10 protein-coding genes are annotated in these 17,198 nt (G+C 60.8%); 6 read left to right on the top strand and 4 right to left on the bottom strand.

The window, feature by feature from the left end; translation table 11 throughout:
- Positions 1-10: 10 nt before the first annotated feature.
- From LDN82_RS17185 to LDN82_RS17175, 3 genes are all read right to left on the bottom strand, one after another.
- On the bottom strand, positions 11-727 hold the full coding sequence (locus LDN82_RS17185) for a hypothetical protein (RefSeq protein ID WP_224165163.1): 717 nt from the start codon (positions 725-727) through the stop codon (positions 11-13).
- 168 nt (positions 728-895) lie between these two features.
- Positions 896-1,633 carry a phosphatase PAP2 family protein gene (locus LDN82_RS17180; RefSeq protein ID WP_224165162.1) on the bottom strand — a complete coding sequence of 246 codons (738 nt, stop codon included), beginning with the start codon at positions 1,631-1,633 and terminating at the stop codon, positions 896-898.
- 119 nt (positions 1,634-1,752) lie between these two features.
- Positions 1,753-2,691, bottom strand: a complete 939-nt coding sequence (locus tag LDN82_RS17175; protein ID WP_223946737.1) for a LysR family transcriptional regulator — start codon at positions 2,689-2,691, stop codon at positions 1,753-1,755.
- Positions 2,692-2,932: 241 nt separating this feature from the next.
- On the opposite strand from LDN82_RS17175, the gene LDN82_RS17170 reads away from it, so the two are divergent.
- The 5 genes from LDN82_RS17170 (at position 2,933) to LDN82_RS17150 (ending at position 7,747) form a co-directional block, all read left to right on the top strand.
- Positions 2,933-4,078 (top strand): PrpF domain-containing protein, encoded by a 1,146-nt coding sequence (locus LDN82_RS17170; RefSeq protein WP_224165161.1) that lies wholly within the window; start codon positions 2,933-2,935, stop codon positions 4,076-4,078.
- Between the two features lie 42 nt (positions 4,079-4,120).
- Positions 4,121-5,569, top strand: a complete 1,449-nt coding sequence (locus tag LDN82_RS17165) for an SLC13 family permease (protein ID WP_224165160.1) — start codon at positions 4,121-4,123, stop codon at positions 5,567-5,569.
- A 298-nt stretch (positions 5,570-5,867) separates the two neighbouring features.
- Positions 5,868-6,194 carry a winged helix-turn-helix domain-containing protein gene (locus LDN82_RS17160; RefSeq protein WP_224165159.1) on the top strand — a complete coding sequence of 109 codons (327 nt, stop codon included), beginning with the start codon at positions 5,868-5,870 and terminating at the stop codon, positions 6,192-6,194.
- On the top strand, positions 6,191-6,907 hold the full coding sequence (locus tag LDN82_RS17155; RefSeq protein WP_224165158.1) for a cation transporter: 717 nt from the start codon (positions 6,191-6,193) through the stop codon (positions 6,905-6,907). The genes LDN82_RS17160 and LDN82_RS17155 overlap by 4 nt, the downstream gene beginning before the upstream one ends.
- A gap of 24 nt (positions 6,908-6,931) precedes the next feature.
- A complete protein-coding gene (locus LDN82_RS17150; protein WP_224165157.1) occupies positions 6,932-7,747 on the top strand; it encodes an alpha/beta hydrolase in 816 nt (271 codons plus the stop codon).
- A gap of 49 nt (positions 7,748-7,796) precedes the next feature.
- On the opposite strand, the gene LDN82_RS17145 is transcribed toward LDN82_RS17150, so the two are convergent.
- Positions 7,797-14,558, bottom strand: a complete 6,762-nt coding sequence (locus LDN82_RS17145; protein ID WP_224165156.1) for a carboxypeptidase regulatory-like domain-containing protein — start codon at positions 14,556-14,558, stop codon at positions 7,797-7,799.
- 502 nt (positions 14,559-15,060) lie between these two features.
- Here LDN82_RS17145 and LDN82_RS17140 point away from each other — a divergent pair.
- Positions 15,061-16,818, top strand: coding sequence for an O-antigen ligase family protein (locus LDN82_RS17140; protein ID WP_224165155.1), 1,758 nt, complete (start codon positions 15,061-15,063; stop codon positions 16,816-16,818).
- The last annotated feature ends 380 nt before the right edge of the window (positions 16,819-17,198 follow it).

The raw sequence follows: 17,198 nt of genomic DNA, 5'->3' as shown, positions 1-17,198 counted from the left end.
AGCGCATGGGTCAGCCCCGCGCCGCCCAGTCCGCGTTCGTTGAACGCCACACTGCCGCGGCCACGAACGTGAGCCCGACGATCTCGAGCGCGCCACCGGCCACAGCGAACCACTCGTTGCCGACGATGATGTTGATGACGTGGCCGATGGTCCAGCAGATGATGAGCGCGCCTGCCCACCACGGCACCCCGACGGCGCGGCCGGCCCGGATCACCGCGAGGCCGAGCAGTAGCGTGCCGACAAGATTGCCGATCGCGAACAGCAGGTAGAACGGCTGTCCCCACGTCCCCGCGGGCGATGCATCCAGGGCGGCGGCCGCATCCACGCCGCTCGTGGCCAGGGCGATCCTGTCGAGGTTGGCGAAGCTGATGCCGAAGTAGCTGATGTAGCCGGTGACCATGAGCGCCACCGCCCATAAGGCCAGTCGCGGACTGGCCGGACGCAGCAGTCGCAGCGCAGCGGGAAGTCCGAGCACTGCCAGTAGTGATCCGACAAGTGCGAACATGATGGCTGCTAGCAAGGCGCCGGGAGCCGCAGCGGCCAGCTCGAGGCCGCCGGCGGAGCTGCCGGTGTCGCTGAGGCCGGTCGAGGTTGATACGCCGGCGTAGAGCGCATTGCAGACTAGCTGACAGACGAAGGCGACCGGTAGGGCGATCGCGGCGCTGCGGCGGCGGAACCCGGCGGTGGGATCCAGAACTATATCCGGGTCGGAAGCCGAAGCATTCATGGCCCGACTTTACGGCACTGTACCAGCAGCAGGAAGGGGCGGTACTAGAGGAGCCATGACCGCGGAGTTGATCGGTGCTGCTACTGGTGACCAGGCAACGAAGCCACCGACAACGGCACGAGCGTCCCGTCAGCTGGACTCAGGCAAGCGTCCAAGGGAAGCGGTCACTCATGCGGGCGGCAAGCGCTTTTTCCCAGCCATCTCTTCGGGCCCGGGTAGCGCCTTGGTGGTGCGCCACGTGTCCAAGGCAATGACCACGGCCAGAATGATGAGTGACAAAGAGACGGAAGCGACGACATCCGTCAGCCAGTGGTAGCCGAGGTAAAGCCTGCTGATGGCTTGGGTAACAATTCCTGCGACGGCGGCGCTGAAGCCGGCAATGACCGCACCTATCCTGCGGCGGCGCGAAAACACAAGGAATGCCCCCACAAGAAGGAAGTCGGAGGCGCCGAGTACGTGGCCCGACGGAAAAGAGTAGGTGCTGTCAGCGCCGAGCACCATGAGATCCATGGGCGGTCGTGGCCGCTCGACCAAACGAGTAATGACTTGGGCGAGGAGCACGCCGGTTAGCATTGCCCCGGCAAGCAAGAGAGGCCGCCAGAGCTTTCGCGCCCGGATTATCCAGATCCCGGTCACGGCCGCCACGATGATGGGCATCACTATGGGGCCAAAAATGGTGGCGAGGACAGCCATGACCGTTGTCGCCGCCGGTGAGCGTTGGCTCACGAACCACGAGCTGACCGTGGCATCCACCGTGGCCAGATCTATTTTTTGCTTTACTTCGGCGAGGATGAGGAAGAAGGATCCGGCGCCGACCAGCGCGAGGACAACCGCGATGACGTAGAGGACCTTCTGACTCCGCGGTGCAACGTATCGTTCCGGGATGGTGAGCTTATCGTGAAGCACTCCGGAGGTATCTCCAGGTTCTCCGGGGGCGTTCGACGGCGGTCTGTCCGGTGAGGGCATAACAAAGGATATCCGTTGCAGCGGCCGACGGACGGACTCGCTGGGATCCGGTCACAGCCTTAGAGGTAATCCCCAACGTGGTCCCGTGCGATTTCCAACAGGGTTGTGTGGAAGGCGACCTCGGCCGGGGCGTAGACCTTGTCCTGGCGTTGGGCGAGGAGCACCCGGCGCAGTGGGGCGGCAGCGCCGAGGCTCAGCACCCGGACGTCCGGGTGCTGTAGTGCAACGGCGGTTTTGGGCACCATGGCGACACCCATCCCCACGCTGACCATGGCCTGCGCTTCCTGATAGTCGTTTGCCAGGAATCCGATGGTCGGCTCGAAGCCGGCTTCATTGGCCGAGCGCCGGAGCACTTCCACCACAGGATGGGCATCCGCACGAACGATCCAGGATTCCTTTTTCAGATCCTCCATCTTTACTTCGTCGAGGTCGGCGAGATGGTGTCCTTTGGCCACGAGGATGACTGTGCTTTCCTGGAAGACTTCGGTTGTCCGGATGGCGTCGTCATGGAAGCGATTCCAAGGGTAGTCCCAGAGCAAACAAAGGCCGGTCTCCCCGGATTCGAGGTCTGACACCAGTTCCTCAAAGCGTGCGCTTCGGACTGAGAGGCTGATGGCCGGGTAGCGCTTCTTGAAGGCCCGGATCACCAGCGGCAAGAACGATCCTGCCAGGGTGGGAAACGTGCCCACCGTCAGGGAACCTCGGCGGAGGCCGGCGATCTGGTCGAGGTCGTTACGGGCCGCGCGCATTTGCCCCACCATCTTGCGGGCGTGCCCGGCGAGCACCTGGCCCGCTTCTGTTGGCACCACGCCACGCGAACGGCGGGTAAGAAGCGGTTGGCCTACTTCCTGTTCGAGCTTCCGCAATTGTTGGGAAACCGCGGACGGCGTGTACAGCATCAGATCGGCCGCAGCAGTGATGGATCCTTGCTCCACCACCTCAACCAGCAGAGCCAACCGCCGAATGTCGAATAATTCCTGGCCGTGATCATTAAGCATCAGTTAACTCTCCTCTGATTTTGGTTCATTCTATGCAATGCAGCGTGATTTGCCCCAGCTGTTGCCCAGCAAAACAGCCAAAACGCAGAAGAAAGACAGCCTTCCAACGTTCGATTCACAGTGAATGAAGCATCTCTACATGCCCCATCAAATATCCAACATTGTCTTCATTTGTGATCCGGATCATTCTTCTAATAGGCCCCTGAAACCCAGAGCGGCATGAGGAGATGGACGGATTGCCATGAAGATTGAAGCGGAGTGGATGCGTGGAGGAACCAGCAAGTGCTGGGTCTTCGAAGGTGAACACCTGGACGAAACCCATAAGGACCTGGACTCTTTGCTGCCCCGGCTTTTCGGAAGCCCGGACCACCGCCAGATTGACGGCGTGGGAGGGTCAACCTCCACCACCAGCAAAGCCATGATTCTGCGCCGTCCCGCCGACCCGGCTGTCGACGTCGAGTTCACCTTCGCCCAGGTCGGTATCGAGGAAGCGGCCGTGGACTGGGGGAGTAACTGCGGAAACTGCTCCGCGGTTGTTGGACTCTACGCGATCGAGAAGGGCTGGGTCACGCCCAGCGGCGACAACACCCGGATCGTCACGCGCAACACCAACACCGGCCAGATCATCATCCAGCGCGTTGCCACCCCGGCGGGCGCTTTGCCGATCGTCCCGGATGCGGAGATGCCCGGCGTCGTATTTCCCGGCTACCGGGTTGGCCTGGGCTTCAAGGATCCAGCCGGAAAGACGACCGGGAAGTTGCTGCCCACCGGTGAACCAACGGACACGATAAGTGCCGGTGGCACGCGCTGGACAGTTTCAATGGTCGACGCCGGAGCTCCCGTTGTGATCGTCAAGGCTGAGGAGTTGGGCCTGGACACCGCCCGCTTCGAAAGTTGGCAGGCCGGAGTGAAGCTGCAGCTGGACACCTTGGACCAGATCCGGCGGCAGGCCGCCGTCCGCATGGGCCTGGCCTCAACAGTTAAGGACGCTGCCCGCGCTATCCCCAAGCTTGCAATCGTCGGAGCCCCCGGCACAGGGGACAACGGCGCGGGGGACACCGGCATAGGGGATGCCGGCGATGTCAACGTCATGATGCTCTCCATGGGCAAGCCCCACCCCGCCCTGGCAATTACCGGAAGCATCGCCTTGACGCTTGCAGCAAGCACCCCAGGAACTGTCCTCAACAGCATCACGGGCAGCGAACCGCGTTCCATCCTGCGGCTTCGGACTCCTGCGGGCGTGATCGAGACCTGGAGCGAAGAGCGCGACGGGTCCCTGTTGGTCGGGGTGGACCGTACGGCACGCACCATCGCCACCACCACCCTGCATCTCCCGGAACTCCTCGGCAGCGCCGTCGAGCCTTCCTTCGTATCAGCCGCCCATTGACATTGGCTGCCCAGACAGCCCACTCAACGAGGAGTAAAGATCATGACTAAGACCGATTACCAAGCCGCCCCCACATCAGTGGATGATGTCCAGGACGCTGGTTCCAAACGTCCCAACCGCAGCCGCCGTATCCTGCTGGTAACAGCAGCCGTGATTGCTGTCCTGGGTCTGGCCGCTCTGATGTTCGGGGGCGCCATTTTCAACCCGGCGGCCACCTCGGGAACGGAGCCGACCTTGACCGCTACGCAGATCATTCCCTTGGTGATCCTCGTGGTCATGTTCGTTGTCGCTACCAAGTGGCCCCTGAACATCGGTGTGATGGGGCTGGTTGCCTCGTTCGGCGTCGGGTATTTCATGCTGGGCATGACCGATAAGGAGATCCTGGCTGACTTCCCGGCCAGCATCGTCCTGACGATCATCGGCGTGACGTACTTCTTCAGCATGGCAAACCGCAATGGAACCATCGACATCATCGTGCAGAACTGTGTGCGCCTTGTCAGGGGCAAGACGATGTTGCTGCCGTGGGTTTTCTTCCTCATCGCCGCCGCGCTGACCTCGCTTGGCACGTTCTCGCCTGCCGCCGTCGCACTTCTTGCACCTGCTGCAATGGGGTTCGCCTACGAATCGCGTATCCACCCTGTCCTCATGGGTGCCTTTGTCATCAACGGCGCACATGCAGGCGGGTTCTCGCCGCTCTCGGTTGCCGGCGTCCTGGTCCACAACATCGCCCACGATAACGGCTTCCCTATTTCCCAGGGCGGACTCTTTGCGGCGAGCTTCGCCATCAACCTGCTTCTCTCGGCGCTCTCCCTGGCTTTGTTCGCGGTCCTGGGCAAACTGAAGGATGGCACAGGGGTCCAGAACCTGGACCTGGAAACTCCCCGCACCACGCGGCCTCATGGCCAGCAGATCCTGACGCTCGTGCTGATCGCTGTCATGCTCGTCTGCACTTTGGGCTTCCGGATGCCGATTGGCTTTGTTGCTCTTTCCGCCGGCCTGCTGCTGGCGCTGGTCAACATCAAGGAACACCGGACGTTCATCGGCGGCGTTTCCTGGTCCACTGTCCTGCTGGTGGCCGGCATGATCACCTACGTCTCCTTGCTGCAGCATGTGGGCGTTATCGACACCCTTGCAGAGATGGCTCTGGCTCTTGGGGCACCGCTGCTGATCGCCTTGGTTCTCTGCTACGTGATCGGCGTCGGCTCGGCATTTGCCTCGTCCACCGCGCTGCTGACCGCGTTCATCCCGCTCGCCGGGCCGCTGCTGGCCTCAAGCACCTTGAGTGCGTCAGGAACGGTCGCTGCTCTTGCAATCGCAGCAACTGTGGTGGATGTTTCGCCCTTCTCCACCGACGGCGCACTGATCGTTGCCAACGCCCAGGAATCTGACCGTCAGCGTGTCTACAAGCAGCTGATGATCTACGCCGGTGGAGTGGTCCTGGTGGCGCCCGCCATGGCTTGGGCCCTCCTGGTTCCGACGGGCATCCTCTAAACCGCAACTTTTCACATGACTGCCGGCAATTCCAAGCTGGCACGCGGAGGGACCCATCCTGCATACCAACGCAACAGGTAACCCGAAAGACGGGCGCAGGGCTGGATCATCTCAACGCACCAGAGGCGGGGCCACCTATCAGGTGGCTCCGCCTCTGTCGTGCCGGCAAAGCGTACGACGGCGGTGCTGCCGCCGCCGCGTATGGGAGGGTCCGCTCTTTCGTGTAGCACAACGGTGCTCAATGCACGACGTTGAGTACACGATTGCATGAATACAGCGATCACTGTACTTTAGCGATATGGAAACCCTCACCCACGCTCCGGTGCTGGCCCGCTTCGGCTATGCAATCTCGGGCGCCACCAGGGCACGCGTACTCCTGGCCCTTGCTGATGCGCCTGCATTCCCGTCGGAACTTGCAGATTCCCTGGGTGTTTCCCGCCAGAGCATGTCCAACCACCTGACCTGCTTGCGTGGTTGCGGCCTGGTGGTCGGGGTTCCCGACGGGCGCAGGACCCGCTATGAACTGGCCGACCCACGCCTGGGCCACGCCATCAAGGACCTGATCGGTGTGGTCTTGGCTGTGGACCCCAACTGCTGTGCTCCCGATGGGACATGTGTGGCATGAGTACCGCCGTGCGGGAAGCAGCAGAACGCAGAACCGTCCTGACGCGTCGGATCAGACTCCTCGCTGCCGCCACCATCACCTACAACGTGATCGAGGCGGCAGTGGCACTATGGGCCGGCGGTGCAGTGGATTCCTCGGCTTTGATTGGTTTTGGGCTGGATTCGGTGATCGAGGTGGCCTCCGCAGTGGCATTGTCCTGGCAGTTCTCCGCCAAGGACCCGGAACGCCGCGAGCACTTAACCCTGCGGATTATCGCGATTTCCTTCTTCGCCCTCGCGGCCTTCGTCACGTTCGACGCCATCCGGTCCCTCACCGGTGGGGGAGAGGCCCAGCACTCGACGCCGGGCATCGTGATAGCAGCCCTCAGCCTGGCGATCATGCCCGTTTTGTCATGGGCCCAGCGCCGAGCCGGTCGTGAACTCGGTTCCAAGACGGCAGTAGCTGACTCCAAGCAGACATTGTTGTGCACTTATCTCTCTGCTGTGCTGCTCATTGGCCTGGTCCTGAACAGCAGGCTGGGTTGGTGGTGGGCTGATGCCGGCGCAGCGTTGGTGATTGCCGCCGTCGCCGTCCGCGAAGGAATCAACGCATGGCGTGGCGACGTGTGTTGTGCCGTGCCCGCCGCTGCCGTTAGTAATGAATCCGCCGAAGGCTCCAGCTGCTGCGCGGAATGCCGGACCCCGACGGATTCAGCCAAGATGGTCGTGGAATAACCAGCCCGGGCGTACGCTGGCCGCATGGAGTCCGAGGTCAGGACCGTCGCTTTGCGCACAGGGATCAACGTGCCCTGTTTTGTGCAGGGTCACCTCGCTGAAGGGAACGACGACGGCGGCGCGCCCTTGGTCCTGTTGCATGCGTGGGGTGAATCCTGGCGGAGTTTTGAGCGACTGATTGCCTCGCTTCCGCCTCTTACTCTGGTGGCGCCGGATTTACGCGGCCATGGTGGGGCTGACAAGCCTGAAGACGGGTACTCTCTGACAGAAGTCGCGGAAGATGTTCTCGCCATGTTGGATGCCTTGGGTATAGAGAGGGCTCATGTGTTGGGTTCATCCAGTGGCGGATACGTGGCGCAGCAACTCGCTGCGACCCATCCTGAACTCGTGCAGTCACTGATTCTGGTGGGATCCCCGCTGAGCCTGCACGGGAAGCCATTGTTTGCGAACGAGGTGGATGCGCTCACTGATCCGATTTCGGAGGACTGGGTCCGGGAATCTCTGTCCTGGTACCGGTTGCTGCATGCAGTGCCCGCTGCGTACATCGAGGACAGGGTGCAGGACGGGTTGGCCATGCCGGCAGCCGTTTGGAAGGCTTCCTTGCGTGGCTACTACGACGCTGTCCCGCCAACCGAAGCCGGAATCATCTCAGCCCCTACGCTCATCCTGTGGGGCGCACATGACCACATCGTCCCGCGGCACCATGAAGAGACCCTAGTCCGCCGCATCCCGGGAGCTCAGCTGAAGATCTACGAGAAGACGGGTCACCTGGTGTTGTGGGAGTGCCCGGAACGGGTAGCTGAGGATGTTGGGGCTTTTCTGGCTGGCGTTGCGGGGTAGGGCGGCTGCTCGATTCACTTGACGTGCCGAGGCTGACGCGGAGCGACTCTCAACCGACGGCGGCTGTTGGTGCGGAGGTTTTGCTGGCGGTGGTGTCGCCGATTTTGCTGCCGGTCACGGTGACGGTGATGGTTTTGCCGACGTCACCGGTGACCGGGATGTAGATGGCCGTCGTGCCGCCAACCACCGAGACGCCGTTGGCTTTCCATTGGTAGGTCAGGGTGACCGGGGATGGTCCCCAGATTCCTGGTACCGCGGTGAGTGTTGATCCGACTTTCGCGGTTCCGGTGATGGTCGGTACCGGAGCTGGCGTCAGCGCCGGCAAGGCGAGGACCGCGGCTGTTGGTGCGGAGGTTTTGCTGGCGGTGGTGTAGCCGATTTTGCTGCCGGTCACGGTGACGGTGATGGTTTTGCCGACGTCACCGGTGACCGGGACGTACGTGGCGGTCGTGCCGCCAACCACCGAGACGCCGTTGGCTTTCCATTGGTAGGTCAGGGTGACCGGGGATGGTCCCCAGGTTCCTGGTACCGCGGTGAGTGTTGATCCGACTTTCGCGGTTCCGGTGATGGTTGGTACCGGAGCTGGCGTCAGCGCTGGCAACGCGAGGACCGCGGCTGTTGACGCGGAGGTTTTGCTGGCGGTGGTGTAGCCGATTTTGCTGCCGGTCACGGTGACGGTGATGGTTTTGCCGACGTCACCGGTGACCGGGACGTACGTGGCCGCTGTGCCGCCAACCACCGAGACGCCGTTGGCTTTCCATTGGTAGGTCAGGGTGACCGGGGATGGTCCCCACACGCCCGGGACTGCGGTGAGTGTTGATCCGACTTTCGCGGTTCCCGTGATGGTCGGCACGGGAGCCGGCGCCAATGACGGGAGGGCAAGGACCGCGGCTGTTGGTGCGGAGGTTTTGCTGGCGGTGGTGTAGCCGATTTTGCTGCCGGTCACGGTGACGGTGATGGTTTTGCCGACGTCACCGGTGACCGGGATGTAGGTGGCCGTCGTGCCGCCAACCACCGAGACGCCGTTGGCTTTCCATTGGTAGGTCAGGGTGACCGGGGATGGTCCCCAGGTTCCTGGTACCGCGGTGAGTGTTGATCCGACTTTCGCGGTTCCGGTGATGGTTGGTACCGGAGCTGGCGTCAGCGCTGGCAACGCGAGGACCGCGGCTGTTGACGCGGAGGTTTTGCTGGCGGTGGTGTAGCCGATTTTGCTGCCGGTCACGGTGACGGTGATGGTTTTGCCGACGTCACCGGTGACCGGGACGTACGTGACCGCTGTGCCGCCAACCACCGAGACGCCGTTGGCTTTCCATTGGTAGGTCAGGGTGACCGGGGATGGTCCCCACACGCCCGGGACTGCGGTGAGGGTTGATCCGACTTTCGCGGTTCCAGTGATGGTTGGCACGGGAGTCGGACTCAGCACTTGGGCTGGGAAGGCAAGGTTGAGCGTTGTCGTGTTGCCGCTGACCATGGCCACCTGCTTCGCCGTAGCTTCGGTTGTCACGTTCCCAGAATAAAGGTCTCCCAGTTCTGGCTTCCCGGTGCTGACCTTGACCAGATATTGGCCTGTGCTAAGTCCCGGAATTGAGTACTTGCCAGTGGAGTCCGTATATGAACTGCGTGTGACGAGCGAGCCGTTGGTTGTGTAGGCGTATACAGGAACGTTGGCCACAGGCTTTCCTGTTCTGTCGAGAACAGATCCGCCGAGGGTGCTGCCGGAGGTCAGGGCCGCGTTGACGTTCAGGACTGGATTTCCAGCCTGGACTGTCAGCGTGGAGGCCTGTCCTACGCCCGCCGACTCGGGCTTGTTCTGGTAGAACTGGGCTTCCTCGGTGGAGTAACCACTGGAACGGTTGAACGCGACCTTGTAGGATCCGGCGGCAAGGCCAACGACACTGAAGTTGCCAGCCTGATCGGAATAGCCTTGCTTGACGGCTTTGCCAGTCCCATCCAGAACTGTGACTGGTGAATAGCCTTGCCTGGATCCGGAGACCTTGCCGGCGATTGAACCGCCGAGTTGGGCGGTGAAATTGACTGATGTTTTCTCCAGCCCTGCCGTCAGGGCCAACGATGATGCCAATTCAAATGAGGCTCCGCCATACCACTGGTCAGTTGCTCCACTGACGGAACCCTCAAGTTTGACCTTGTAGGAGCCTGTGGGCAGACCGATGATCCTGTAGCTGCCGTCGGCGTTGGCCCTGGTCGACGCCAAGGACGAGCCAGAGTTGGTTGCAGAGTATGCGTGGACGTACGCGTTGGCGGGAGTGATTCCGGCGGCTGCTGAGATCTTGCCGCTGATACTTGCACCCTTAGCCAAGGTAGCGTTGACGCCGCTCAGGTCCTGGCTGTTGGTCAGGGTGAGGGCGGTGGCCGTGGCGAAGGAAGCCGCATTGGCGTGCCACTGGTCAAGGGCCCCAGTTTGGTTGGCCGCGAATTTCAGTTTGTAGCTGCCCGCAGGAAGCCCAATGATTTTGTAGCTGCCGTCCGAGGCAACCCAGTCGGACTCCACAATGGAGTTGACGGAATCGCTCTTGTAGAGCTCAACTCTCGTGTTTTGAACTGCTATGCCAGCCGGTGCGGTGATCTTCCCGCTGATGGTGGCGCCCTTGATGTAGGCGGCGTTGATGGCGGTGAGGTCCTGCCCTGCGGTGACGGTCACGGCCGTGCCGGTGGCGAAGGTAGTTCCATTTTTGTACCAGAGATCAAGGGCCCCCGTGTCGTATCCACCGAAGTTCAATTTGTAGCTGCCGGCCGGGAGACCGATGAGTTTGTAGCTGCCATCTGATGCGATGGATGCGTATTGCACGTACCAGCTGGGGTCGTTGGCTTTGTACGCGTAAACGTAAGCACGCTCCAGACTGACACCGGCCGGTGCGGTGAGTTTGCCGCTGATCGTCGCACCCTTGACGAGAGTGGCGTTGATGCCACTGAGGTCTTGGCCCGTGGTCAGAGTGACTGCGGTGCCGGTGGCGAAGGAAGTAGCATTTGCGTGCCACTGGTCCAAAGCCCCGGTGTTGTATCCACCGAAATTCACTTTGTAACTGCCGGCGGGAAGCCCGATGAGCTTGTAGCTGCCGTCGGAACCGACGGAAGTGCTCGCGACAGAAGAATAGGCGTTATCGGATTTGTAGACGGCGACGCTTGCACCGCCCAGGCTGACTCCGGCCGGTGCCGTAATTTTGCCGCTGATCGTCGCGCCCTTAACAAGCGTGGCATCGAGACCGATCAAGTCCTGACTGGTAGTCAGGGTGATGGGCGTAGCGGTGGCGAAGGACGACGCGTTGCTGTGCCATAAGTCCAGCGCTCCGGAGTTGGAGCCGGAGAATTTCAGTTTGTAGCTGCCAGGCGGAAGCCCGATGATCTTGTAGCTCCCATTGGAACTGAGGATGGAACTCGCCACGTAGTAGGAGTCGCTGTCCGCCTTGTAGGCGTAGGCCCTAATGGTGGAAAGGCTGACGCCAGCAGGTGCGGTGACTTTGCCGCTGACCGTCGCGCCCTTGATCAGTGTGGCGTTGATGCCGGTCAGGTCCTGCCCGGTGGTCACGGCGAGAGCAGTAGCAGTTTCAAAGGAAGCGGCATTGCTGTGCCACTGATCCAATGCCCCCGTCTCGTTTCCGGTGAACTTCACTTTGTAGCTGCCAGCCGTGAGCCCGCTGAACCTGTAGCTTCCGTCGGACCCGATGTTGGCCGAGTCCAGGCTGTAGTCCTTGGAGTCTGTCCTGTATAGCTCGGCCCGGGTGTTGGTTAGATTGACGCCGGCGGGCGCCGTGACCTTACCGCTGATGGTCGCACCCTTGACCAAGGTGGCGTTGATGCCTGCAAGATCCTGTCCGGTGGTCAGGGTGACCACCGTGGCCGTGCCGAAAGAAGCTGCATTACTGTGCCATTGGTCCAGGGCTCCGGTGTTGTATCCACTGAAGTTCAGTTTGTAGCTGCCGGCCGGGAGGCCAGTGATCTTGTAGCTTCCGTCGGAAGCAACGGTTGCATACGTCACGGGTGATCCCGGGTCATCGGACTTGTACGCGTCGACGCGCGCGTTCGCAAGGTCGACGCCGGCAGGCGCGGTGACTTTTCCGCTGATAGTCGCGCTCTTCACGAGTGTGGCGTTGATGCCTGCCAGGTCCTGGCCGGTGGTTACCGTGACTAGGTTGGCCGTTTCGAAGGATGCGGCGTTGCTGTACCACTGGGTCAAGGTCCTTGAGTCATTACCGCCGAAATTCACCTTGTAGCTGCCAGCCGCAAGCCCTGCGAACTTGTAGCTACCGTCGGAACCAACGTAGGTGGAATCCACGTACGAATATTTGTTATCGGGACTGTAAATGGAAACCTGCAGGTATCCGAGGCTGATTCCGGTTGGTGGCGTGACCTTGCCGCTGATCGTCGCGCCCTTGACCAGAGTGGCGTTGATGCCGGTCAGGTCCTGGCCGGTGGCGAGTGTAACGGCTGTGGCGGTTTCAAAGGTGGCCGCGCCGCTGTGCCACTGCTCGAGGGCGCCGGCGCCACCGCCGTCGAACTTCACTTTGTAGCTACCGGCGGGAAGCCCGGTGATCTTGTAGCTGCCATCGGAGGCAGGGTATGCGGAGCCCATGGCGGGGTAGGAGGAGTCGGATTTGTAAATCACCACCCGGGTGTTCCGGACGTCTATGCCAGCGGGCGCAGCGATCTTTCCGCTCACGGTGGCGCCCTTGACGAGGGTGGGATTGATGCCGGTGAGGTCCTGACCCGTGACGAGAGCGATGACAGTAGCGGTGTCGAATGAGGTGGCTCTTAGGTGCCACTGATCGAGTGTTCCTGTGCCATAGCCTGAGAATTTCAGCTTGTAACTGCCAGCCGCCAGGCCAGTGAATTTGTAGGTGCCGTCCGCGTTGGCGTAGGCAGAGGCTACCGGAGAATACGAATCGCTTGTCTTGTACAGCTCTGCCCGCGTGTTGGTCAGGTCTACTCCCGCTGGTGCTGCGATCTTGCCGCTGATGGTGGCGCCCTTGACCAAAGTGGCGTTAATCCCCGTGAGGTCCTGGCCTGTGGTGAGAGCAATTGCGGTGGCCGTCTCGAAGGTTGCTGCCTTGCTGTGCCACTGGTCCAGGGCGCCAGTGTTATATCCACTGAACTTCAGCTTGTAACTGCCGGCAGTGAGCCCAATAATCTTGTAGCTGCCATCAGAACTTACAGAAACCGACCCAACGGGGGAGCTGGAGTAGCTGGCGCTGTAAGCGTAGACGTATGTGTTGTAGCCCAGGGTCACGCCAACCGGCGCTGTGATTTTGCCGCTGATGGTGGCGCCCTTGACGAGGGTGGCGTTGACGCCGGTTAGATCCTGGCCTGTCGTGAGCGTAATTGGGGTGGCGGTGTCGAAGGTCGTCGCGCCGCTGTGCCATTGGTCCAGGGCACCGTGGTTGTATCCAGTGAAGTCCAGTTTGTAGGTCCCCGCCGTAAGACCAATTATTTTGTAGTTGCCATCCGAATCAACCCAAGCGGAAACAACGGTCGAGTCCGCGTCGTCGGCCCTATATAGATCCACATAGGTACTGTTCAGGGCAACGCCAGCGGGTGCTGTGATTTTGCCGCTGATAGTGGCGCCCTTGACGAGGGTGGCGTTGATGCCGATGACGTCCTGGCCGGTGGCGGCCGTGATGACGGTGGCAGTGTCGAAGGACGCGGTGTTGCTGTGCCACTGCTCCAGGGCCCCTGTGTTGTATCCCCCGAACTTCACTTTGTAAGTGCCTGCCGGAAGCCCGATGATTTTGTAGCTGCCATCGGAGCCAGGAGAGGCGGAGGCGACATAGGAGTCCGGGTCGGTGGTCTTGTAGACGTAGACGCTCGTATTTTCCAGGGTGACACCGGCCGGTGCAGTGATCTTGCCACTGATGGTGGCGCCCTTGACCAGGGTGGCATTGATGCCAGTGAGATCCTGGCCGGAGGTTATGACGACGGCGGTCGCGGTAGCGAAGGACTCGGCGTTGCTGTGCCATTGATCCAGCGCACCTGTGTCGCTTCCGGCAAACTTCAGTTTGTAACTGCCAGGTTGAAGACCAATGAACTTATAGCTACCGTCCGAATTGATGTATGCGGTGCCCAGGTAGGAATTGACCGAGTCTGATTTGTAAAGTTCAACGATTGCGCCGCTGACGTCTATGCCAGCAGGAGCGGTGACTTTCCCCGCGATTGTGGCGCCCTTGACCAGGGTGGCATTGATGCCAGTGAGGTCTTGTCCGGTGCTGAGGGACACCGCCGTAGCGGTTTCGAAGGACACGGCGTTGCTATGCCATTGATCCAACGCCCCGGTGTTGTATCCGGTGAACTTTAGTTTGTAGGTGCCAGCTGGAAGGCCGATGACCTTGTAGTTGCCGTCAGAACCAACGTTCGCTGACTCCGCGTACGAATTGGCCCCGCTGGTTGGGTACGCCTCAACCCTCGCGTTACTTATGTCGACGCCGGCTGGTGCGGTGATCTTGCCGCTGATGGTGGCGCCTTTGATGAGCGTAGCGTCGACCCCAAGGAGGTTCTGACCACTGTTAAGCGTGACTGCGGTGGCAGTATCGAACGTTGAAGCGTTGCTGTACCAGGCATCCAGGGCACCCGTACCGCCTGCCAGGAATTTCAGCTTGTAGCTGTCGGCGGGAAGACCGGCGATGTTGTAGCTGCCATCGGAAGCGACCCAAACAGAATCGACGTAGAAGTCGGAGGAATTGGTTTCATATACCTCCACTCTCACGTTGCTGAGAATGGTGCCAGTGGGTGCAGTGATCTTGCCGCTGATGCTGGCAAGTGAAGTTTCGGCAGCGGTTGCTTGGAGGCCGCCTAAGAAAAACATCCCGGCTGCCGCAGCAAGTAAGACGGAAATCCAGACACGCAGATTTGTGGCAAAGTGCAGCACAGGCCCCCCCAATATGCACAAGCGGCTCCCAGAGGTGAACGAAGTCTCTGAGCCCCAACGCTTGTAAATTTAGGCTTAGTGTAGCGACGAAGACCACGATTCTGCTAAGAAGTCAAATAATGACAAGAGGCTTGGGAAATCTTTGGCAGGGATGTGGAGCTGCTCCATTCTGGAGTTTGAACACGCATGATTCGGCGTTGCCAATCACCGTTTGGCTTTCGGGGTTGCGGAATTAGTGGGTTCCTTCTTGAGGAACTGTGCAGTTTGCTTGACAGAAAAGGAAATGTTGGGGACGACTGTGAGCAGAAAACCGAGACGCCCGTTGACCTCCCTTGCAACGTCGCGGTTTCCCGGGCTATGCATCCTACTGACGGCCGTTTCCATTCTGGCGTTTCAGCCTGGCGGGCTCTTCAGATTCGTCTGGATCAAAATCACGATAATGATTCTCGCCGTTCTTTTCGGCGTCCTTTCGCCATCGGGCGCCCGGGTCCCACGCTTGCTGGGGGTCCTCGTGTTCTCCCTTGCGCTGTGGGTGCTCCTCGCCATGTCGCTGTCGGGCAACCCTTGGCCCAGTCTCGTCGGACGCTGGCCACGGTATGAGGGCCTTCTGACACTCGGGTTGTACTTAGCCATTTTCGTAGTTGGTGCCAAACTGCTGGGCGGGAGCGGGTCTCTTCCTCGATGGAGGGTCCTTCGCCTTTCGCTGGCGGCCGTGTCCCTTCCCCTACTTGTGGTCTCTGTCCTGGAATCCATTGGTCTGCGCCCTTTAGGCGGCGGTTTGGATGACCGCCCGGGTGCAACCCTGGGCAACGCGACGGATCAGGGCCTCGTTGGATTGATCATTGCGGGGGTTCTATCTTCACAGTCTTCCGCTGAAGAGGGTTGGCAAATGTGGCTGCGGCGCGCAGGGCTGGCCGCCGGCGCCTCGGTTGCCATCCTCTCCGGATCACGAGCAGCTCTTTTCGGGCTGGCGATGGTTTCGTTGTATGTCGCCATCCTGTGGATGCGAAGCCGAAACTGGTCCGGATTTAGGACTGTGTTGGGGGCCGGAGCGGTTACTGCCGGGTTTGCCGTTGCTGTATTCATCGTCCCAGCCACGAGGGAACGGCTGCTCTCAGCCGGAACCGTGGACGGGCGCCTGCTCCTGTGGGATAGAAGCCTGGCCTTGATAGCCGACCATCCGCTATTCGGGGTTGGCCCCAGTAGCTTCGTCGACGCTTTGCCGGCTTACCTGAATGATGACTGGGCCCGAAGAGTTGGCGATACCTTCCCGACCGACTCTCCGCACAACTGGATCCTGCAGGCTTTGGCGGCGGGCGGCTTTCCCTTGCTTCTACTCGCTCTGACCTGCGCGGGCACCGCTGTGTGGTTTGTCCGAAAGCGTCTAGTGGAGACCCAGGACCCGGAACTCAAGCGGTACCTGGTGATCACGGGCGTTGCCGTATTGGCGTACTGGATTGCGCTCCTGACGCATTTCACTTCCATAGGCACCACTGCGCTGGTGGCATTGCTGTGCGGTGGCCTGGTGGGGCGGGATAGCGATCCGGTGGCATCCACCATGGTCAGACCGCAAGCCGTTGCGTCACTATCGACGTTCGGCCCCCTTCTTCAGCGCGTCGGAGGGATCATCTTTGCATGCGTCTGCCTGGCAGTGGCGATTCCGGCCACTCTTGCCGAATGGCCAATGAGCGCTGGCGCCCAAGCGGCCCGGACGGGGGACCCTGAAGGTGCGGACAAGGCCTTTCAACTTAGCCACAGCCTGAGGCCGTGGGACAGCGATACTGCACTCCTCGCGGCCCAGGCCTTTGCCGGGCCAGCAACAACGGGGGACCGGCTCTCAGCCCAACATGCAGTTGAATGGGCGCGGCTGGTGCGTGAGGCTACTCCGCATTCCCAAGAGGCCGGTCTTGCGCTTGCCGTCGGATACATCTACAACGGCGATCTGGATGACGCAAAGGAACTGCTGGACGAGTTACTGGCGGAGGCGCCGTCATCGACCAGTCTCTTTGTCCAACGTGGTGTGGCGAATTTCGGACTTGGACGCACTTCCGAGAGCATTGATGACCTTCAAAGGGCAGCGACACTCGATCCGACGCTGGACACACCTTGGCGCATTCTCTCGGCGATTTACCAGCGAACGGGTGACGCAGGAGCCGCTCAGGCCGCGATGGAACGCGCTGAGGCACTGAGCCCGTAAGGGATTAGATCTGGTTAGGCGTGTGGTCGGCCACCACTCTGAGCGAGCGCTTCCCCCAACCTGGGCGTCTTCGAGGCGGGCACGAACGGCCACATCAGCTTGGAGATCCTTACTGACAGATGGGCTCGAGCACTTGTCATTTTTTGGAAGTCTTCTGTCAAAAACTGTCGATAAACCAGATATTTGATGACTTCAGGACCGTGAGTCGATCAGATAGACCGCAGGTTAACCCTTTGTAACTACTATGAAGTAGCCGTGCAGTGGGCAGGCAGTGAATGATATCGTCGTCCCTGGATAGACATTTGGGATTTCGGAACGCTATCCCATGGGGGATCTGCATCCGCAACATCACACGAATTTCGTAATTAGTCTCAGGGGGG

The organism is Arthrobacter sp. StoSoilA2 (genome assembly GCF_019977195.1).
In the GTDB taxonomy this organism is placed as follows: Bacteria; Actinomycetota; Actinomycetes; order Actinomycetales; family Micrococcaceae; genus Arthrobacter.
The sequence above is the reverse complement of the archived record's forward strand: the minus strand, read 5'-3'. Positions and strand labels throughout refer to the sequence as shown.